20 protein-coding genes are annotated in these 19,989 nt (G+C 41.0%); 19 read left to right on the forward strand and 1 reads right to left on the reverse strand.

All coding sequences use genetic code 11. The features are described 5' to 3' along the window. The first annotated feature begins 20 nt into the window (after positions 1-20). The 3 genes from TZ90_RS08865 to TZ90_RS08875 all read left to right on the forward strand — a co-directional run bounded on the left by TZ90_RS08865 (position 21) and on the right by TZ90_RS08875 (position 3,615). Positions 21-1,235, forward strand: coding sequence for a pyridoxal phosphate-dependent aminotransferase (locus TZ90_RS08865; protein ID WP_045612742.1), 1,215 nt, complete (start codon positions 21-23; stop codon positions 1,233-1,235). Between the two features lie 144 nt (positions 1,236-1,379). Beyond that, positions 1,380-1,514: a 50S ribosomal protein L34 gene (gene rpmH, locus TZ90_RS08870; protein WP_000831905.1), complete on the forward strand. Its 135-nt coding sequence runs from the start codon at positions 1,380-1,382 to the stop codon at positions 1,512-1,514. Positions 1,515-1,650: 136 nt separating this feature from the next. Next, a complete protein-coding gene (locus TZ90_RS08875; RefSeq protein WP_045612743.1) occupies positions 1,651-3,615 on the forward strand; it encodes a peptide ABC transporter substrate-binding protein in 1,965 nt (654 codons plus the stop codon). A 196-nt stretch (positions 3,616-3,811) separates the two neighbouring features. Here TZ90_RS08875 and TZ90_RS08880 read toward each other — a convergent pair whose 3' ends face one another. Next, on the reverse strand, positions 3,812-5,656 hold the full coding sequence (locus tag TZ90_RS08880; RefSeq protein WP_045612744.1) for an APC family permease: 1,845 nt from the start codon (positions 5,654-5,656) through the stop codon (positions 3,812-3,814). Between the two features lie 157 nt (positions 5,657-5,813). Here TZ90_RS08880 and TZ90_RS08885 point away from each other — a divergent pair, with 157 nt between their 5' ends. The 16 genes from TZ90_RS08885 (at position 5,814) to TZ90_RS08960 (ending at position 19,814) form a co-directional block, all read left to right on the forward strand. Next, entirely contained in the window at positions 5,814-6,587 is a 774-nt protein-coding gene (locus TZ90_RS08885; protein ID WP_045612745.1) for a TatD family hydrolase, read from the forward strand. Continuing rightward, a complete protein-coding gene (rnmV, locus tag TZ90_RS08890) occupies positions 6,587-7,153 on the forward strand; it encodes a ribonuclease M5 (protein ID WP_045612746.1) in 567 nt (188 codons plus the stop codon). The genes TZ90_RS08885 and rnmV overlap by 1 nt, the downstream gene beginning before the upstream one ends. A gap of 64 nt (positions 7,154-7,217) precedes the next feature. Further along, the gene (rsmA, locus tag TZ90_RS08895; protein WP_045612747.1) at positions 7,218-8,090 is read left to right on the forward strand and encodes a 16S rRNA (adenine(1518)-N(6)/adenine(1519)-N(6))-dimethyltransferase RsmA; all 873 of its coding nucleotides are present in this window, start codon (positions 7,218-7,220) and stop codon (positions 8,088-8,090) included. A 1-nt stretch (position 8,091) separates the two neighbouring features. Further along, positions 8,092-8,970: a ribosome small subunit-dependent GTPase A gene (gene rsgA / locus TZ90_RS08900; protein WP_045612748.1), complete on the forward strand. Its 879-nt coding sequence runs from the start codon at positions 8,092-8,094 to the stop codon at positions 8,968-8,970. Positions 8,971-8,980: 10 nt separating this feature from the next. Then, complete coding sequence (rpe, locus tag TZ90_RS08905; protein ID WP_045612749.1) at positions 8,981-9,637, forward strand: ribulose-phosphate 3-epimerase; 657 nt, start codon at positions 8,981-8,983, stop codon at positions 9,635-9,637. Further along, positions 9,600-10,262 (forward strand): thiamine diphosphokinase, encoded by a 663-nt coding sequence (locus TZ90_RS08910; protein ID WP_045612750.1) that lies wholly within the window; start codon positions 9,600-9,602, stop codon positions 10,260-10,262. The genes rpe and TZ90_RS08910 overlap by 38 nt, the downstream gene beginning before the upstream one ends. Before the next feature lies 1 nt (position 10,263). Further along, positions 10,264-11,520 (forward strand): DNA recombination protein RmuC, encoded by a 1,257-nt coding sequence (locus TZ90_RS08915; RefSeq protein WP_045612751.1) that lies wholly within the window; start codon positions 10,264-10,266, stop codon positions 11,518-11,520. After that, positions 11,510-12,451: a 3'-5' exoribonuclease YhaM family protein gene (locus tag TZ90_RS08920; protein WP_045612752.1), complete on the forward strand. Its 942-nt coding sequence runs from the start codon at positions 11,510-11,512 to the stop codon at positions 12,449-12,451. Before TZ90_RS08915 ends, TZ90_RS08920 begins: the two co-directional genes overlap by 11 nt. A 105-nt stretch (positions 12,452-12,556) precedes the next feature. Further along, a complete protein-coding gene (purR, locus tag TZ90_RS08925) occupies positions 12,557-13,384 on the forward strand; it encodes a pur operon repressor (protein ID WP_045612753.1) in 828 nt (275 codons plus the stop codon). A 66-nt stretch (positions 13,385-13,450) separates the two neighbouring features. Beyond that, positions 13,451-14,701, forward strand: a complete 1,251-nt coding sequence (locus TZ90_RS08930) for a diaminopimelate decarboxylase (RefSeq protein ID WP_045612754.1) — start codon at positions 13,451-13,453, stop codon at positions 14,699-14,701. 125 nt (positions 14,702-14,826) lie between these two features. Further along, positions 14,827-15,621: a pyruvate formate-lyase-activating protein gene (pflA, locus tag TZ90_RS08935; protein WP_001288288.1), complete on the forward strand. Its 795-nt coding sequence runs from the start codon at positions 14,827-14,829 to the stop codon at positions 15,619-15,621. Positions 15,622-15,789: 168 nt separating this feature from the next. Then, positions 15,790-16,500: an ABC transporter ATP-binding protein gene (locus TZ90_RS08940; protein ID WP_045612755.1), complete on the forward strand. Its 711-nt coding sequence runs from the start codon at positions 15,790-15,792 to the stop codon at positions 16,498-16,500. Position 16,501: 1 nt separating this feature from the next. Next, positions 16,502-17,287: an ABC transporter permease gene (locus tag TZ90_RS08945; protein WP_045612756.1), complete on the forward strand. Its 786-nt coding sequence runs from the start codon at positions 16,502-16,504 to the stop codon at positions 17,285-17,287. A 1-nt stretch (position 17,288) separates the two neighbouring features. Further along, the gene (locus TZ90_RS08950) at positions 17,289-18,008 is read left to right on the forward strand and encodes an ABC transporter permease (protein WP_045612757.1); all 720 of its coding nucleotides are present in this window, start codon (positions 17,289-17,291) and stop codon (positions 18,006-18,008) included. A 61-nt stretch (positions 18,009-18,069) separates the two neighbouring features. After that, entirely contained in the window at positions 18,070-18,756 is a 687-nt protein-coding gene (locus tag TZ90_RS08955; protein WP_000323582.1) for a response regulator transcription factor, read from the forward strand. Continuing rightward, entirely contained in the window at positions 18,726-19,814 is a 1,089-nt protein-coding gene (locus TZ90_RS08960; RefSeq protein ID WP_045612758.1) for a sensor histidine kinase, read from the forward strand. Before TZ90_RS08955 ends, TZ90_RS08960 begins: the two co-directional genes overlap by 31 nt. Positions 19,815-19,989: the final 175 nt, after the last annotated feature.

The following is a 19,989-nucleotide window of genomic DNA, read 5'->3' on the forward strand; positions in this document are numbered from 1 at the left end:
TGACGAATTGAGGAAACAAGATGAAAGAATATAACAAGTCTAGTAAGTTAGAGCATGTTGCTTATGATATCCGTGGTCCTGTTTTGGAAGAAGCCATGCGGATGCGAGCAAACGGAGAAAAGATTTTACGTCTGAATACAGGAAATCCAGCAGAATTTGGCTTTACAGCGCCAGACGAGGTCATTCATGACTTGATTATGAATGCGCGTGATAGTGAAGGTTATTCTGACTCGAAAGGGATTTTCTCAGCCCGTAAGGCTATCATGCAGTATTGCCAATTGAAGAAATTCCCAAATATAGATATTGATGATATCTACCTTGGAAATGGTGTCAGTGAGCTGATTGTCATGTCTATGCAGGGGCTTTTGGACAACGGGGATGAGGTCTTGGTTCCTATGCCAGACTATCCTCTCTGGACAGCAGCTGTCAGCCTAGCTGGAGGAAATGCCGTTCACTATATCTGTGATGAAGCTGCAGAATGGTTTCCAGATATTGACGATATCAAGTCAAAAATCACTTCAAATACCAAGGCAATCGTCCTTATCAATCCAAATAATCCAACTGGAGCCCTTTATCCTAAAGAACTCTTGCTGGAGATTATTGAGATTGCCCGTCAAAACGATTTGATTATCTTTGCGGATGAAATTTACGACCGCATGGTAATGGATGGACATGTGCATACGCCTGTGGCGAGTTTGGCACCAGATGTTTTCTGTGTCAGCATGAATGGTCTGTCAAAATCCCATCGTATCGCTGGTTTCCGTGTGGGTTGGATGGTCTTGTCTGGACCAAAGACTCATGTCAAGGGCTATATCGAAGGGCTCAATATGCTGTCCAATATGCGACTTTGCTCTAATGTTTTGGCTCAACAGGTCGTACAAACTTCCCTAGGTGGTCACCAGTCGGTCGATGAATTGCTTCTTCCTGGTGGACGAATTTACGAGCAAAGAAATTTCATCTACAATGCCATTCAAGATATTCCAGGTTTGTCTGCGGTTAAACCCAAGGCTGGACTCTATATCTTCCCTAAAATCGATCGCAATATGTACCGTATCGATGATGATGAACAGTTTGTCCTTGATTTCTTGAAACAGGAAAAGGTTCTCTTGGTTCATGGTCGAGGCTTCAACTGGCAGGAACCAGACCACTTCCGTATCGTTTACCTTCCTCGTGTTGATGAACTAGCCCAAATTCAAGACAAGATGACTCGTTTCTTGAAACAGTATCGTAGATAGGGCTTACATTCGAAAAAGCTGGAAACATTTGCCTAGAGCTATTGACAAAAGTAAAAGAATCAGATAGAATAGTAAAGTATGTTTAGTAACTGATCACTTTATAGCCGGCTAAACGAATACAAAATCTATGAGGAGGTATTCATCGTGAAACGTACTTATCAACCAAGTAAACTTCGTCGTGCGCGCAAACACGGATTCCGTAACCGTATGTCAACTAAAAACGGTCGTCGCGTATTGGCAGCTCGTCGTCGTAAAGGACGCAAAGTTTTGGCTGCATAATCCAAACGAATTATATCAAAAATCAGTAGGAACTCGAGTCTACTGATTTTTATTTTTGTAAAAAAGTTCAAAATACTTTATATTTTTGCTTAAATGGTGTATAATATTTCACATACTGTAAAAATGGAGAATAATCATGAAGAAATCAAAAGTTATGCTTTTTGGAGCTATGGCTTTGACAGCAGGTCTAGCTCTAGCGGCATGTGGGTCATCCCAATCAAGCAATGCAGGCAAGACATACTCTTATATCTTTGTCAGCAATCCTGATACCTTGGATTACATTACCTCTACACGAGACTCTACATCTAGTATCACAACCAACTTGATTGATGGTTTGTTGGAAAATGACCAGTATGGCAATCTCATCCCATCTATGGCTGAGTCATGGACAGTGTCAAAAGATGGCTTGACTTACACTTATAAGATCCGTCAGGGGGCTAAATGGTACACTTCTGAAGGAGAAGAGTATGCAGATGTAACGGCTCATGACTTTGTGACTGGTCTCAAGTATGCGGCTGATAAAAAGGCTGAAAACTTGTACTTGGTACAAGACTCTATCAAGGGTCTAGCAGACTATGTTGAAGGGAAATCATCTGATTTTGGAACTGTTGGTGTTAAGGCTGTGGATGATTACACTCTACAATACACCCTCAACCAACCTGAGACTTATTGGAACTCTAAAACAACAGCAAGTATCCTTAATCCTGTAAATGAAGCCTTCTTGAAGTCTAAGGGAGATGACTTTGGAAGTGTAACACCATCAAGTATTTTGTCAAATGGTCCTTACTTGTTTAAATCTTTCTCATCAAAATCTTTGATTGAGTTTGATAAAAACCCTAATTACTGGGATAAGGACAATGTCAAAATTGAGAAAGTGAAACTCTCTTTCTTTGACGGTTCTGACCAAGACAGCATTGCTAGAGGTTTCTTGGATGGTAATTATACAGATGGCCGTATCTTCCCAACAAGTTCAGTCTTTGCTGAACTCAAGAAGGGAAATGAGGACAAGATTACCTACACACCACAAAACTCAGTTACTTTCTATTATCTTTTCAACGTTAATCGTCAAAGCTACAAGCAAACTATGAAACAGTCTGATAAGGAAAAGACAGATTCACGCGCAGCTATGCAGAATAAAGATTTCCGTCAGGCTATCAACTTTGCCTTTGACCGTCATGCTTATGCAGCACAGACAAATGGTGAAGATGGAGCAGACCGTATCTTGCGTAACACAGTTACACCAAGTAACTTTGTCCAAGTTGGCGATAAGAACTTTGGTGATATTGTCAATGAAAAAATTGTCAACTACGGTAAAGATTGGGCAAATATTAACCTAAATGATGGTAAGCAAGCCTTCTTGAACCCAGACAAGGCCAAAGAGAAGTTTGCTAAGGCCAAAGAAAGTCTGCAAGCTCAAGGAGTAACCTTCCCAATTCATTTGGATATGCCAGTTGACCAGACTGCTAAGTTGGATGTGCAACAGGCTGGATCTTTCAAACAAACAGTGGAAGAAACTCTTGGTAAAGAGAATGTAGTCATTGATGTTATCCAACTTTCTCCAGATGAAAAAGACCAGGCAACCTACTTTGCAGATACAGCAGAACAAAAAGACTACGATATCGACATCTCAGGATGGGGTGGAGATTACTCAGATCCTAAGACTTACCTAGCCATCCTTGATCCAGAGACAGGTTCTCAGTTGAAAAACATGGGCTTGTCTGAAGGAAAAGACAAAGAAGTCAAGGATAAGATTGGTCTTTCTGACTACAAGAAACTCTTGGATCAGGCAGATGCGGAAATCACAGATAATCAGGCTCGCTATGAAAAATATGCTGAAGCCCAAGCTTGGTTGACAGATAGTGCCCTCTTCCTACCAGTTCAAAGTGGTGGAGCTAATCCAATCTTCCGTAAGACTGTACCGTTTACAGGCCCATTCTCATTCGTTGGGAATAAAGGAAATGCTGACAACTACAAATATGTTGAATTGCAAAAAGAGCCAGTAACAGCTAAACAGTACCAAGAACTCTATGAAAAATGGCTAAAAGAAAAAGCTGAGTCAAATAAAAAAGCTCAGGAAGATTTAGCTAACCACATTCAATGATATTCCTAGTCATGCTTTTCAGTTAATACTCTTCGAAAATCTCTTCAAACCACGTCAGCGTTGTCTTACCGTACTCAAGTACAGCCTGCGGCTAGCTTCCTAGTTTGCTCTTTGATTTTCATTGAGTATAAGTATAGTGACTGGATTCAGAAAAAGGCCTTGCCAGACGCTTCTTGCTTCTGGTAGGGCCTTTTCTTTATTCTTTTAAGTGATAAGAGTAGCTAGCGACAACGACGTCTTGGTGCCAACGAAGGGCGTATTTGAGTTTAAGACTCATCTGATTGTGCAGGATATTTTGCCAAGGTTTATTAGGGATAAACTGGGGTACCAGGACAGTGACTGTATAGTTCTTTTTCTGAGCTTCCTCGGAAATTCGTTTGACATACTTGACAGTAGGGGTAATGATATCGCGGTAGCTGGTCTTGATATTTTTCAGAGTAATGGTTGGGAAGTAATCGGCAAATTCTTGGAGAATTTCTTGGTCTTTTTCTGCGGTTTCCTTTGTAGAAATGTGCATGGCTAAGACTTCGTCACCGATACTTTGGGCATAGTTAATGGCTCCGACGCTGACTCTGGTAACATTTCCTACTAGGACGAGGACAAGATTGCCATCGTAGGTACGTTTTTCGATTCCTTCATAGAGTCGCAGTTGTTGGGCTACTTTTTGGTAATGACTGTGAATTGCTAAGAAGAGTAGGGTGAGTACGAGAATAATCGGGAAGAAGGGCCAGATATCACTGAGACGGAAAAAGAGCAGGATTAGCACGATAGCGTAGCAAATGATTGCCCCAAGGATATTAGCAAGAGCAGGTTTTAAGAAGTTTGCTCCTTTTTCCTTTTTCCAATGACGAATCATCCCAGTCTGAGATAGGGCGAAGGGAACGAAGACCCCGATAGTATAAAGAGGAATCAAACGTTCGGTATTGCCATTAAAAATGAGAAGAAGAATCATAGCCCCAAAAGCCAGAGTTAAAATTCCATTGGAGTAGCCTAGGCGGTCTCCTTTTTCCATAAAGAGATGGGGCATGTATTTGTTTTTAGCCATATTGTAAGCCAGCATAGGAAAGGCTGAAAAGCCAGTATTTGCAGCTACGGCCAAAATCAAGGCTGTGGAGAATTGGAAGATATAATAGCCAAGGTGACCTAAGAAGGAAGTGCCAAGGATGCCTTGAGCCATCTGTGAAAGAATAGTTTCTCCGTGTTGAGGCATAATCCCCATCCAGTAGTTTAGGAAGGTGATACCAGCAAAAAGAAAACCTAAAATCAGTGACATAATGGTCAAGGTTTGAGCGGCATTCTTTTCTTTTGGAGCCTTGAAAAAGGGAACGGCATTTGAAATAGCTTCAACCCCTGTCAGAGAGGCAGATCCGCTGGTAAAAGCTCTTAGAATGAGAACGATAGACAGGCTCGGAACAGCATGCCCAATAGGTGAAGTTGCCTGATAGCTGAGAGAACCTGTCACTAGTTGAAAGATTCCATAGAGCAAGAGAAAGACAGTGCTGATGATAAAGAGATAGACAGGAATCATCAGTGAGCTGGCAGATTCTTTTAAGCCCCGTAAGTTCAGGAGCATGAGCAAGCAAACCAGAAAAATGGAGATGTGGAGGTTGTAAGGGTGGAGAGCAGGGAGAGCTGCTGTGATAGCGTCAGCTCCAGAAGCAACAGATACCGCTACGGTCAACATATAGTCAACCAGAAGACTACCTCCAGCAATCAAGCCAAGTTGGGGAGATAGATTTTCTCGAGTAACCATATATGCCCCTCCACCTTGAGGGTAGGCATGGATGATTTGACGGTAGGAAACGGTCAGGCTAGCTAGGAGCAGGAGGACAAAGAGACCGATAGGAAGGCTCCACCATATAGCTAGAGGAGAGAGGCTAGCCAAGACGAGGACTACTTGCTCAGGTCCATAGGCAATGGAGGACAGAGCGTCGCTTGACAACATGGCCAGTGCCTGCATTTTTCCCAGTAGTCCCCCTTCGCCTTCAGTTAAGGACTTAAGAGGACGACCGATAAAGGTCTGTTTTAGTTTTGTAAACATAGTTATTTCCTTTGTTGAAAAATTCAATAAGTGTTATTATACTGCTTTGGAAAAAGAGCGTCAAGAGATGATGATGGGTTTTAGAATATTTTTTTCAGATGAGGAGAGAGGTCAGTTTTTTTGCTATAATAGTAGATAGAAAACGAGGTTAGAAGAGATGATTTTTGATACACATACACACTTGAATGTAGAAGAATTTGCAGGTCGTGAGGCAGAAGAAATTGCCTTGGCTACTGAGATGGGTGTGACACAGATGAATATTGTTGGTTTTGATAAACCAACGATTGAGCGTGCCTTGGAGTTGGTAGATGAGTATGACCAGCTCTATGCGACAATCGGTTGGCATCCGACAGAAGCAGGGACTTACACGGAGGAGATTGAAGCCTACTTGCTTGATAAGCTCAAGCATCCCAAGGTTGTTGCTTTAGGTGAAATTGGATTGGACTACCATTGGATGACAGCACCGAAAGAGGTGCAGGAGCAGGTTTTTCGCCGTCAGATTCAGTTATCTAAGGACTTGGATTTGCCTTTTGTAGTTCATACCCGTGATGCGCTGGAAGATACCTATGAGATTATCAAGAGCGAGGGCGTTGGTCCTCGTGGTGGTATCATGCATTCATTTTCAGGGACGCTTGAGTGGGCAGAGAAGTTTGTCGAGCTTGGTATGATCATTTCCTTCTCAGGAGTGGTGACTTTTAAGAAGGCAACTGATATCCAAGAAGCAGCTAAAGAGTTACCTTTGGATAAGATTTTGGTGGAGACGGATGCTCCCTACTTGGCTCCTGTTCCTAAACGTGGTCGCGAAAACAAAACAGCCTACACTCGCTATGTAGTGGACTTTATCGCCGACTTGCGTGCTATGACGACAGAAGAGCTAGCGGCGGTAACAACTGCAAATGCAGAGCGTATTTTTGGATTGGACAGCAAGTAATGAAAGAGAAAATTTCCCAAGTTATCGTGGTTGAAGGTCGCGATGATACGGCCAATCTCAAACGTTATTTCAATGTAGAGACCTATGAGACACGAGGTTCTGCCATCAATGAGCAAGATATTGCACGTATTCAGCGTCTACATGAGCTTCATGGAGTCATTGTCTTTACAGACCCAGATTTTAATGGGGAGCGGATTCGTCGCATGATTATGACGGTCATTCCAACAGTTCAGCATGCCTTCCTGAAACGAGATGAAGCTGTTCCCAAGTCCAAAACCAAGGGGCGTTCTCTGGGAATTGAGCATGCCAGCTATGAAGATTTGAAAACAGCTCTGGCACAGGTGACAGAACAATTTGAACATGAGAGTCAGTTTGATATTAGTCGTAGCGACTTGATTCGCCTTGGTTTTCTAGCGGGAGCAGACAGCCGTAAGCGCAGAGAATATCTAGGAGAGGCTCTCCGAATCGGCTATTCCAACGGCAAGCAACTTCTCAAACGCTTAGAGTTGTTTGGGGTCACCTTGGCAGAAGTGGAAGAAGCTATGAAATCCTATGAGGATAGCTAAGCAGACACCAAATGTAAGGGGAATGTGTTACAATAGTAGTAACAGATAATAGAAAAGAGAATAGATGAGAATTGCAGATTATAGCGTGACCAAGGCAGTGCTGGAGCGTCACGGTTTTACCTTTAAAAAGTCCTTTGGGCAAAATTTCTTGACGGATACCAATATCCTACAAAAAATCGTGGATACGGCTGAGATTGATGACCAGGTTAATGTCATCGAAATCGGGCCAGGGATTGGTGCCTTGACTGAATTTTTGGCTGAGCGTGCAGCAGAAGTCAGGGCTTTTGAGATTGACCATCGTTTGGTGCCTATTTTGGCAGATACTTTGCGTGATTTTGACAATGTGACCGTAGTCAACGAGGACATTCTCAAGGTTGATTTGACCCAACATATCCAGAATTTCAAAAATCCTGACCTGCCAATTAAGGTAGTAGCCAACTTGCCTTACTACATCACGACACCTATTCTCATGCACTTGATTGAAAGTGGCATTCCTTTTAGTGAGTTTGTGGTCATGATGCAAAAAGAGGTAGCTGACCGCATTTCCGCTCAATCAAATACCAAGGCATATGGCAGTTTGTCAATCGCTGTGCAGTATTACATGACTGCCAAGGTTGCCTTTATCGTGCCTCGTACGGTATTTGTGCCAGCGCCAAACGTGGACTCTGCTATTTTGAAAATGGTGCGTCGTCCAGAGCCAGCCGTAGCAGTGGAAGACGAGAACTTCTTCTTTAAGGTTTCCAAGGCTAGTTTCACTCATCGTCGCAAGACCTTATGGAATAACCTGACAGGTTACTTTGGTAAGACCGAAGAAGTCAAGGATAAATTGACCAAGGCCTTGGACCAAGCGGGTTTGTCACCAAGTGTGCGTGGGGAAGCTCTCAGCTTAGCAGAATTTGCCAGCTTAGCAGATGCGCTTAAAGGACAAGGGCTCTAAGATGCAAGGACAAATTATTAAAGCCCTGGCAGGATTCTACTATGTGGAGAGTGAGGGTCGGGTTTATCAGACACGTGCGCGTGGGAATTTTCGTAAAAAAGGCCATACTCCTTACGTTGGGGACTGGGTAGATTTTTCTGCCGAGGAAAATTCAGAAGGTTATATCCTCAAAATTTACGAACGGAAAAACAGTCTGGTTCGTCCGCCTATTGTCAATATTGACCAAGCTGTGGTGATCATGTCCGTCAAGGAACCTGATTTTAACAGCAACTTGCTGGATCGGTTCTTGGTTCTTTTGGAACACAAGGGCATCCATCCCATCGTTTATATTTCTAAAATGGACTTGCTGGAAGATAGGGAAGAATTAAGTTTTTACCAGCAGACCTATGGTGACATTGGCTATGATTTTGTGACCAGTAAAGAGGAACTCCTGCCCTTGTTGACAGGAAAGGTTACGGTCTTTATGGGCCAGACGGGTGTTGGGAAATCAACTCTCCTCAATAAAATTGCACCGGACCTCAATCTTGAAACAGGAGAAATCTCAGACAGTCTAGGTCGTGGTCGCCATACTACTCGAGCTGTTAGTTTTTACAACCTCAATGGGGGTAAAATTGCAGACACGCCAGGATTCTCATCACTGGATTATGAAGTGTCAACGGCTGAAGACCTCAATCAGGCTTTTCCAGAGATTGCTAGTGTCAGCCGAGACTGTAAATTCCGCACTTGTACCCATACTCATGAACCATCTTGCGCAGTTAAGCCGGTTGTTGAAGAAGGTGCCATTGCCACCTTCCGTTTTGACAACTACCTGCAATTCCTTAGCGAAATTGAAAATCGCAGAGAAACCTATAAAAAAGTCAGCAAAAAAATTCCAAAATAAGGAGAAACCTATGTCTCAATACAAGATTGCTCCGTCAATTCTGGCAGCAGATTATGCCAACTTTGAACGTGAAATCAAACGCCTAGAAGCAACTGGGGCAGAGTATGCCCATATCGATATCATGGATGGTCACTTTGTACCACAAATTAGTTTTGGTGCAGGTGTGGTCGAAGCTCTTCGCCCTCATAGCAAGATGGTCTTTGACTGCCACTTGATGGTAGCTAATCCAGAGCATCATTTAGAAGACTTTGCGCGTGCAGGGGCGGATATCATCAGTATTCATGTGGAAGCAACACCGCATATTCATGGCGCCCTCCAAAAGATTCGTTCGCTTGGTGTCAAACCTTCGGTTGTTATCAATCCTGGTACGCCTGTTGATGCTATAAAGCACGTCTTTCATCTTGTTGATCAAGTCTTGGTCATGACGGTTAACCCTGGCTTTGGTGGACAAGCCTTTCTACCTGAAACCATGGATAAGGTTCGTGAGTTGGTTGCCCTTCGTGAGGAAAAAGGCTTGCACTTTGAAATCGAAGTCGATGGTGGGATTGATGATCAAACTATTGCTCAGGCTAAAGAAGCTGGTGCGACCGTTTTTGTAGCAGGTTCCTATGTCTTTAAGGGAGATGTCAATGAGCGAGTACAAACTCTCAGAAAACAACTGGACTAGGGTTGCCGTTTTTGCAGGCGGAGACCGTGGTCATTACAGGACGGATTTTGATTGCTTTGTCGGTGTGGATCGAGGCTCGCTTTGGGTTTTAGAGGAAGAGCTTCCCCTCGCCCTAGCGGTTGGAGATTTTGATTCTGTGACGGAAGAAGAGCGACAGGTGATTCAAAAACGTGCCCAGCATTTTGTTCAAGCCCGACCAGAAAAAGATGATACCGATTTGGAACTGGCTCTCTTAACCATCTTTGAGCAAAATCCTCAGGCTCAGGTCACTATTTTCGGTGCTTTGGGTGGCCGTATTGATCACATGCTGGCCAATGTTTTTCTTCCTAGCAATCCCAAGTTGGCGCCTTATATGCGCCAGATAGAAATTGAGGATGGACAAAATTTGATTGCCTATTGTCCAGAAGGGATCAGTCAGCTAGAACCCCGCTCGGACTATGACTATCTAGCCTTTATGCCGGTTCGGGATAGCCAGCTGACTATTCTCGGTGCTAAGTATGAGTTGACAGAGGAGAATTTTTTCTTTAAAAAAGTATACGCTTCTAACGAATATATAGATAGGGAAGTTTCGGTGATTTGCCCAGATGGCTATGTAGTCGTGTTGCATAGCAAGGACAGGAGGTAGAATGGAAAGTTTACTTGTTCTATTATTGATTGCCAACCTAGCTGGCCTCTTTCTGATTTGGCAAAGACAGGATAAGCAGGAAAAACATCTATCCAAGAGCTTGGAGGATCAGGCAGATCACTTGTCAGACCAGTTGGATTACCGTTTTGAACAAGCCAGACAAGCCAGCCAGTTAGATCAAAAAGATTTGGAAGTAGCTGTCAGCGACCGTTTGCAAGAAGTGCGAATGGAATTGCACCAAGGTCTGACTCAAGTTCGTCAAGAAATGACAGAGAATCTCTTGCAAACTAGGGATAAGACCGACCAACGTCTCCAAGCCTTGCAGGAATCAAATGAGCAACGTTTGGAACAAATGCGTCAAACAGTCGAGGAAAAACTAGAAAAGACCTTGCAGACGCGCTTGCAGGCTTCCTTTGAGACGGTTTCCAAGCAACTGGAGTCGGTTAATCGTGGCCTTGGAGAAATGCAGACAGTTGCCCGTGATGTCGGAACTCTTAACAAGGTTCTCTCTGGAACCAAGACGCGAGGGATTCTGGGAGAATTGCAATTGGGGCAAATTATTGAGGACATCATGACCCCTGCCCAGTATGAACGAGAATACGCAACGGTTGAAAACTCTAGTGAACGAGTGGAGTATGCCATCAAGTTGCCTGGACAGGGTGACCAGGAATATGTCTACTTACCGATTGACTCCAAGTTTCCACTGGCAGATTATTACCGCTTAGAAGAAGCCTATGAAGCAGGTGATAGGGACGAGATTGAACGCTGTCGTAAATCGCTTTTAGCAAGCATCAAGCGCTTTGCCAAGGATATCAAGAGCAAGTACATAGCACCGCCTCGGACGACCAATTTTGGAGTTTTGTTTGTTCCGACAGAAGGGCTCTACTCAGAAATCGTCCGCAATCCGGTCTTCTTTGATGATTTGAGACGGGAAGAGCAGATTATTGTCGCAGGTCCAAGTACCCTATCAGCCCTGCTTAACTCTCTATCAGTTGGCTTCAAGACTCTCAATATCCAAAAGAGTGCCGACCATATCAGTAAGACTCTTGCCAGCGTCAAGACCGAGTTTGGCAAGTTTGGTGGTATTCTGGTCAAGGCACAAAAGCATCTCCAACATGCCTCTGGCAATATTGATGAATTATTAAACCGTCGTACCACAGCTATCGAGCGGACGCTCCGTCACATTGAGTTGTCAGAAGGTGAGCCTGCGCTTGATTTACTCCATTTCCAAGAAAATGAGGAAGAATATGAAGATTAGTCACATGAAAAAAGATGAGCTGTTTGAAGGCTTTTACCTAATCAAGTCAGCTGACCTGAGGCAAACTCGAGCTGGGAAAAACTACCTAGCCTTTACCTTCCAAGATGATAGTGGCGAGATTGAAGGGAAACTCTGGGATGCCCAACCTCATAACGTTGAGGTCTTTACCGCAGGTAAGGTTGTCCACATGAAAGGACGCCGAGAAGTTTATAACAACACTCCACAGGTCAATCAAATTACCCTTCGCCTGCCTCAGCCTGGTGAACCCAATGATCCAGCTGATTTCAAGGTCAAGTCGCCAGTTGATGCCAAGCAAATCCGTGACTATATGTCGCAAATGATTTTCAAAATTGAAAATCCTGTCTGGCAACGAATTGTCCGAAATCTTTACACCAAGTATGATAAGGAATTTTACTCTTATCCAGCAGCCAAGACCAACCACCATGCCTTTGAAACAGGCTTGGCTTATCATACGGCGACCATGGTGCGCTTGGCAGATGCCATTAGCGAAATCTATCCTCAACTTAATAAGAGTCTGCTCTATGCGGGAATTATGCTGCATGACTTGGCTAAAGTCATTGAGTTGACGGGACCAGATCAGACCGAATACACAGTTAGAGGCAATCTCCTTGGGCATATTGCTCTAATTGATAGCGAAATTACCAAGACAGTTATGGAACTCGGTATCGATGATACCAAGGAAGAAGTCGTTCTGCTTCGTCACGTCATCCTCAGTCACCATGGCTTACTTGAGTATGGAAGTCCAGTCCGTCCACGCATTATGGAAGCAGAGATTATCCATATGATTGACAATCTGGATGCAAGCATGATGATGATGTCAACTGCTCTTGCTTTGGTGGATAGAGGAGAGATGACCAATAAAATCTTCGCTATGGACAATCGTTCTTTCTATAAACCAGATTTAGATTAACAATTTAAGAAAAATGAGCATTTTTTAGGATAAGAATGTTCGTTTTTTTATGTGAATATGGTATAATAGATAAAATATCAAAATTAAATGAAGTGGGAAATAGAAATGAAATTAAGAAGAAGTGATCGGATGGTTGTCATTTCCAACTATTTGATTAATAATCCTTATAAATTAACTAGTCTCAATACTTTTGCTGAAAAGTATGAATCTGCTAAATCATCCATCTCAGAGGATATCGTGATTATCAAACGAGCCTTTGAGGAAATCGAAATTGGTCACATCCAGACTGTAACTGGGGCTGGCGGAGGTGTTATCTTTACACCGTCTATTTCGAGTCAGGATGCTAAGGAAATGGTTGAAGACTTGCGTGCCAAGTTGTCAGAAAGTGATCGTATCTTGCCAGGTGGTTATATCTACCTGTCCGATTTACTTAGCACACCAGCTATCTTGAAAAATATTGGACGCATTATTGCCAAGAGCTTTATGGACCAAAAAATTGATGCAGTTATGACTGTAGCGACTAAGGGTGTTCCTCTTGCAAATGCAGTTGCCAATATCCTCAATGTTCCCTTTGTTATTGTGCGCCGTGACCTGAAAATTACCGAAGGTTCAACTGTCAGCGTCAACTATGTATCCGGTTCAAGTGGAGACCGCATTGAGAAAATGTTTCTTTCAAAACGCAGTCTCAAGGCAGGTAGCCGTGTCTTGATTGTGGATGACTTCTTGAAAGGTGGCGGAACGGTCAACGGGATGATCAGCCTCTTGCGTGAGTTTGATTCAGAATTGGCTGGTGTAGCGGTCTTTGCGGACAATGCCCAAGAAGAACGTGAAAAGCAGTTTGATTACAAGTCACTCTTGAAGGTAACCAATATTGATGTCAAGAACCAAGCCATCGATGTTGAGGTTGGCAATATCTTTGACGAAGATAAATAAGAGATAGAACTAAAGGTTGGAACGATAGTCCCAGCCTTTCTTTGCAAATAGAATAGAAGGAAGCTTATGAAAACACCATTTATCAATAAAGAAGATTTAGAAAAGATTGTTGCCGAGTTCCCGACTCCCTTTCACTTGTATGATGAGAAGGGAATTCGTGAGAAGGCAAGAGCCGTCAATCAAGCCTTTTCGTGGAACAAGGGCTTTAAGGAATATTTTGCAGTTAAGGCTACTCCAACACCAGCTATTTTGAAAATTCTCCAAGAGGAAGGCTGTGGTGTGGACTGCTCTAGTTATGTGGAGCTTTTGATGAGCCATAAACTGGATTTTCCAGGTTCTGAGATCATGTTCTCTTCAAACAACACGCCAGATAAGGAATATGCCTATGCGCGTGAATTGGGTGCAACCATTAACTTGGATGCATTTGAAGATATTGAACATCTAGAGCGTGCAGCAGGGATTCCAGAAATCATCTCTTGTCGTTACAATCCTGGAGGCGTTTTTGAGCTAGGAACAGACATTATGGACAATCCTGGAGAAGCCAAGTTTGGCATGACCAAGGACCAGCTCTTTGAAGCTTTTGCCATCTTGAAGGAAAAAGGAGCCAAGACTTTTGGGATTCACTCCTTCCTAGCGTCCAATACCGTGACCCATCTCTATTATCCAGAGTTGGCGCGTCAGCTTTTTGAATTGGCTGTTGAAATCAAGGAAAAGTTGGGTATTTCGCTAGACTTTATCAATCTTTCTGGCGGTATTGGTGTTAACTATCGTCCTGAGCAGGAGCCAAATGATATTGCTTTGATTGGTGAGGGAGTTCGTAAGGTGTATGAAGAGGTCCTTACGCCAGCAGGTCTTGGTCAGGTTAAGATTTTCACCGAACTGGGTCGTTTTATGTTGGCACCTCATGGTGCTTTGGTCACAAGAGTCACTCATAAGAAGAAAACTTACCGTACTTATCTGGGTGTGGATGCATCAGCAGTCAACCTCATGCGTCCAGCTATGTATGGAGCCTACCATCATATTACTAACGTGCCCCATCCAGATGGACCAGCTGAAGTGGTAGATGTGGTTGGTTCGCTCTGTGAAAACAATGATAAATTTGCAGTGAATCGCGAACTGCCTCATACAGAAATCGGTGATTTGCTGGTAATTCATGATACAGGTGCCCACGGTTTTTCAATGGGCTACCAGTACAATGCCAAACTTCGTTCTGCGGAAATCCTTTATACTGAAGAAGGCAAAGCCCGTCAAATCCGCCGTGCAGAGCGCCCTGAGGACTACTTTGCAACCTTGTATGGCTTTGATTTTGAAGAATAAAATGATAATTAATTGAAAATGAAATTGAAAAACAGATTGCTTTCTAAAAAATAGGCAAAAATCTTGTTTTTCCTTCAAGTCATGATATAATAAAACTATAAAACGTTTTCAAGGAAGGTAACGATATGTCTGAAGAAACAATTGATTATGGACAAGTGACAGGAATGGTGCATTCGACAGAAAGCTTTGGGTCAGTAGATGGGCCTGGTATTCGCTTTATTGTCTTTTTGCAGGGCTGTCACATGCGTTGCCAGTATTGCCACAACCCTGACACTTGGGCTATGGAGTCCAATAAGTCACGTGAACGGACGGTAGATGATGTCTTGACTGAAGCCTTGCGTTACCGCGGTTTCTGGGGGAATAAGGGTGGGATTACAGTCAGTGGAGGAGAAGCTCTCTTGCAGATTGATTTCTTGATTGCCCTCTTTACCAAGGCTAAGGAACAAGGAATCCACTGTACCTTGGATACCTGTGCCCTTCCTTTCCGTAATAAACCACGTTACCTTGAAAAGTTTGACAAACTCATGGCTGTCACTGACTTGGTCCTCTTGGATATCAAGGAAATCAACGAAGAACAGCACAAGATTGTCACTAGCCAAACCAATAAAAATATCTTGGCTTGTGCCCAGTATCTATCAGATATTGGAAAACCTGTCTGGATTCGCCACGTGCTAGTTCCAGGATTGACAGATAGAGATGATGACTTGATTGAACTTGGTAAGTTCGTCAAGACCCTCAAAAATGTTGATAAGTTTGAAATTCTGCCTTATCACACTATGGGTGAGTTCAAATGGCGTGAATTGGGAATTCCATATTCACTCGAAGGGGTCAAACCACCAACAGCAGACCGCGTCAAGAACGCTAAAAAACTCATGGATACCGAAAGTTACCAAGACTATATGAAACGTGTACATGGATAAAAAAGAAGCCTGATGGAAACATCGGGCTTTTAAGTTTACACAAATCTAGATAATTAAATGAAACAAAATTTTAAATCTTTTTTACTCTCTAAATTCTGAAAAAAATCCGAAAAAGAATGTGTAAGATATAGTTACTTTTAGAAATATTAAATAGAATAGGAGAACATCATGGAACAAAGTATTATCATTAAAAATTTATGTAAGTCGTATGGGCAAACTCAAATTTTAAAAGATATTTCTTTTGAAGCAAAAGCAGGTAGAGTGACTGCTTTCCTGGGTCCAAATGGAGCTGGTAAAAGTTCAACATTACGTATTTTATTAGGATTAGACAAAGCAACATCTGGTCTTACCAAAATTGGAGATCAAACTTATAAGGAATTAAAATTTCCTCTAAAGACTGTAGGAGCTTCATTTGACAGTGTAGGAGCTCCTGATGATCGGACTGTTTATCAACATTTGAAAATTGTTGCTGCTAGTAATGGGATATCCAGTCAGCGAATTGATCAAGTCTTGGATATAGTGGATATTAGCCATAAGAAAAAATCTAAAATTGGGAAATTATCATTAGGAGAAGGACAACGCTTGGGAATTGCAACAGCTCTATTAGGAAATCCTCAATATCTGATATTGGATGAACCGACTAATGGGTTGGATCCAAGAGGAATTCGGTGGTTTAGAGAGTTTATAAAAAAACAAGCTCAAGAAGGGAAGACAGTCTTGCTATCATCTCATATATTATCGGAAGTGGAAGCAGTAACAGATGATGTAGTTATCATAAATAAAGGAAAAGTTCTTATAAAAGGGACTTTACAAGAAGTGATGAAAAATCTTTCTTCACTAGAAGAAGTCTTCTTTAGTTTAACAGAGGGAGGAAAGTGACATGGCACTTATTTACTCTCTTCATTCTGAAATATTGAAATTGCTTTATAGGAGAGCTACTCATGTTGTATTATTCTTGATACTGGTATTTCAAACGTTTTTAGCAAATATTGGTGCTTCTCAAATTGTTTCAGTTGGTATCCATGCTACACCAGAGACAAATCCAGAATTAGCAGAAGCTATACCTCCTATTGAATTTTTAGGTTTTGATGTCACTTTATTTGGTGTTTTTATTATGATTATCCTAGGCTCAATTTACGGAGCCGAGGAGTATAAATGCTCTGCTATTCGTACAAGCATCCTCTCTATTAAAAATCGAAGTACTTTCCTAGTTTCAAAAACATTAGTTTGGCTTGTATTTTCTTTTTTCATTTCCTTTCTATCAATATTCCTTACGATTAACATGACACATTATGTTTTAGGACAAGATGGCTTATTACTTTTTTCACTAAATGGGACAGTTTGGTTCTATATATTTTTAGCCAGTATAGCTTGGACTTTGTTGGGACTGCTGGCCTATATTATGGCTTTGACATTTAAAACAGCCATTGTTCCTCTATTATTTTTGCTTCCTCAAGTCTACAATTTAGGAACATTCTTAGCAAACTATATATTGGTTGCAAAATTTCTTCCAGTTACATTGGGGCAAGGATTGATTGCTACATCTCCTCAAATTTTAGAACATAATAGTTTACAAAATATTTTACTTTTACTTTGTTGGAACTTTTCATTTTTGGCTTTAGCAATTTACCGCTTACTTAAGTCAGATATCGGAGGAGGTGAATAAGTTGAAAGAGCAACTTAAAAGTGAGTATCTCAAGTTTATTATAAATCCTTGGCACTGGTTGATTATAGGTGCTCTATTACTGTGTGTTCCGGCGATGGTTGTTTTTTTAAATAGTAAGCCAGACCAGTTGACTCTACAGTTTGTTTTGGAACAGCTACTGCAAAGTCTCTATTTAGGACAGGCAGGTTTCGTTAGTCTAGCGGTTCTATTTATAGGTCAAGAATTTACAGGTTCTAGCCTTCGTACCAGTTTTCTTACATGTCCAAATCGTTTGAAATTTATAATCTGTAAACTAGCTATTGTATTATGTATGGAAATTGTATTATTGGTTGCTGTAATATCATTATGCATACTAATCGCGCAAGGATACTACAATATCAATCTTTTGAGTAATATTAAACATGTTCTAACAATTCTATTTCCAGCTTGTATTTCTATTCTAACCTTCGCTCTTTTAAGTGGTATTTTTGTATTTATTTCCCAGTCCTTTATCTTAATTTTGGGAATCAGTTTATCCCTTTTATTGGGGTTGGGACAAATGTTACTACAATTCAGTTCTTTTTTTAGAAATTTACCATTGCTAGCTAGTATGAATTGTTTTTATACCTATCCATTGTCTCTTTATTATCCAGTGTGGCAAGGCTTAGGGATACAAATAGTTTGGATATTAATTGTTTTTCTATTTGCTACACTGATACTCATAGGAAAAAATGTACGCTAAAGGCAGGGGATGTCCTGTCTTTTTCTCGGTTAGTGCTATAATATAGTTAGGAGGGTGAGTTATGGCTTATAAAATTTTGGTGGTAGATGATGATCTTGCTATTCTTCGCCTAATAAAAAAAGTACTAGAATATGAAAAATATGAAGTAGTCATACGAAATAAGATAGAAGAGATTGATCTTTGTGATTTTACAGGCTTTGACTTGATTCTATTAGATATTATGATGCCTGTTAGTGGTTTAGAAATCTGTCAGATGATTCGCGAGCAGATAACTGTTCCTATCTGTTTTATAACTGCCAAGGATATGGATGAAGACTTAGTAGCTGGAATCAATGCAGGTGCTGATGATTATATTATGAAGCCCTTTAGTATGCAAGAACTTTTAGCACGTGTTAAAATGCACTTGCGTCGTGAAGAACGGACTAAAGGAAATGTTCATCAAATAAAGATTGGGAAGCTTATACTATATACGGATAGTAAGGAACTATTTGTAAACGATGATAAGATTGCTCTGACAAGGAGGGAATTTGACATAGTGAATCTTTTGGCAAGCAACCCAAGTAAAATATATTCTATTGAGGAAATTTATAATTATCTATATCCACAAAGTTCAGAAGCGCTTTTACGTTCGGTTTCAGAGTACATTTATCAAATTCGTCAAAAGCTGAAACCTTATCAATTAAATCCAATTAAAACCTTATACGGTGGAGGATATCAATGGGTAGAATCAAAAGTTTTAGACAATTAATTCGAGAAACCTGTTGGAGAATTATTTGGCAGTTTAGTCTTGGCTTACTAATGGCCTATCTTATTCCCTTAGCTTCAGTATCTATACAAATAAATGAAGACGGGAAAACTCTAAAAAATAGTGGTGTTCTATCAATTTTTTTCAATGTGTCATCATGGATATATATTTGTGTTTTATTGATTGTTCTAATAAGTTATCACATTGGAAAATTGTTGAAAAAACTGAGTTATGAAATGACTTTGATTTATGAAAATAGTATGTGGTTGGAGAAGGAATGTACAGAAAGTTTAACGGTTAAAGAATTTCGTGAGACAGGAAATCGGATTATTGTGATGCAAGATAGAATTCGACAATTAATAGTTGATGAGAAACAGCAGAAAGAAGATTTGATGTTTCAGGTTTCAGCAGCTTCTCATGATTTAAAAACTCCTTTAACCATTATTAGGGGAAATGTGGAATTTTTGCAGGCGATAACTGAAAACGACCAATCTCAAGAATGCTTAGCAGATATAGAAAGAGCTAGTCAACAGTTACTAGATTATTTCAATCAATTGATTCACTATTCTAAAACCTATTATGATGATGAGACAGGTTGGACGGAGTATTCCTCTTCAGATTTTATCAATGAATTAGAGAAAGAAGTCTCTTTTTTGATAAAAAATCAGATGAAGTTTTCTTTTGAACAGAATGTGAACGGAACTGAAAGATATTATATAAATCCATCTCTTCTGATTCGTGCCATACAAAATATTTTAACAAATGCTTTGGAATACGCCGATAAACAGAATCCTAAAATTAAAATTAGGGTAGAGCAAGAGGCGAAAGAATTGAAAATAGGTATATGGAATAATGGATCTGAATTTCCAGAGGAAGTTTTAACTAATTTTGGGAAGCTCTTTTATCGTATGGATAAAGCTAGATCGGTTAAAGAGCAACATTATGGTATTGGACTTAGTTTTGTATGTAGAGTTGCAAAACTACACAAAGGCCGAGTTGAGCTTAGAAATAGAGACGAGGGAGCAGAAGTTTTAATAACTGTGAAGTGTATTAAATCATAGTCATGCGTAGACTGTTCATTTATGGGACAATTTTTTAAACGCTGTCAGTGTCATATCTTTCTAAGATTCTTACTGACTACATAGATTTCATATGGGGATTCAAAGCAAGGCTTTGGCTAACTTTGTAAAGCTTCAGTGGGTACGTTTTGATTTTTAATGAAGTGGCATTCTGACT

This window comes from Streptococcus mitis, from assembly GCF_000960005.1.
GTDB classification, from domain to species: Bacteria; Bacillota; Bacilli; order Lactobacillales; family Streptococcaceae; genus Streptococcus; species Streptococcus mitis_CK.

Coding starts and splice junctions, on each gene's coding strand:
- TZ90_RS08865 (WP_045612742.1), top strand. CDS start 21: ATGAAAGAATATAACAAGTCTAGTAAGTTAGAGCATGTTGCTTATGAT.
- TZ90_RS08875 (WP_045612743.1), top strand. CDS start 1,651: ATGAAGAAATCAAAAGTTATGCTTTTTGGAGCTATGGCTTTGACAGCA.
- TZ90_RS08880 (WP_045612744.1), bottom strand. CDS start 5,656: ATGTTTACAAAACTAAAACAGACCTTTATCGGTCGTCCTCTTAAGTCC.
- TZ90_RS08885 (WP_045612745.1), top strand. CDS start 5,814: ATGATTTTTGATACACATACACACTTGAATGTAGAAGAATTTGCAGGT.
- rnmV (WP_045612746.1), top strand. CDS start 6,587: ATGAAAGAGAAAATTTCCCAAGTTATCGTGGTTGAAGGTCGCGATGAT.
- rsmA (WP_045612747.1), top strand. CDS start 7,218: ATGAGAATTGCAGATTATAGCGTGACCAAGGCAGTGCTGGAGCGTCAC.
- rsgA (WP_045612748.1), top strand. CDS start 8,092: ATGCAAGGACAAATTATTAAAGCCCTGGCAGGATTCTACTATGTGGAG.
- rpe (WP_045612749.1), top strand. CDS start 8,981: ATGTCTCAATACAAGATTGCTCCGTCAATTCTGGCAGCAGATTATGCC.
- TZ90_RS08910 (WP_045612750.1), top strand. CDS start 9,600: ATGAGCGAGTACAAACTCTCAGAAAACAACTGGACTAGGGTTGCCGTT.
- TZ90_RS08915 (WP_045612751.1), top strand. CDS start 10,264: ATGGAAAGTTTACTTGTTCTATTATTGATTGCCAACCTAGCTGGCCTC.
- TZ90_RS08920 (WP_045612752.1), top strand. CDS start 11,510: ATGAAGATTAGTCACATGAAAAAAGATGAGCTGTTTGAAGGCTTTTAC.
- purR (WP_045612753.1), top strand. CDS start 12,557: ATGAAATTAAGAAGAAGTGATCGGATGGTTGTCATTTCCAACTATTTG.
- TZ90_RS08930 (WP_045612754.1), top strand. CDS start 13,451: ATGAAAACACCATTTATCAATAAAGAAGATTTAGAAAAGATTGTTGCC.
- pflA (WP_001288288.1), top strand. CDS start 14,827: ATGTCTGAAGAAACAATTGATTATGGACAAGTGACAGGAATGGTGCAT.
- TZ90_RS08940 (WP_045612755.1), top strand. CDS start 15,790: ATGGAACAAAGTATTATCATTAAAAATTTATGTAAGTCGTATGGGCAA.
- TZ90_RS08945 (WP_045612756.1), top strand. CDS start 16,502: ATGGCACTTATTTACTCTCTTCATTCTGAAATATTGAAATTGCTTTAT.
- TZ90_RS08955 (WP_000323582.1), top strand. CDS start 18,070: ATGGCTTATAAAATTTTGGTGGTAGATGATGATCTTGCTATTCTTCGC.
- TZ90_RS08960 (WP_045612758.1), top strand. CDS start 18,726: ATGGGTAGAATCAAAAGTTTTAGACAATTAATTCGAGAAACCTGTTGG.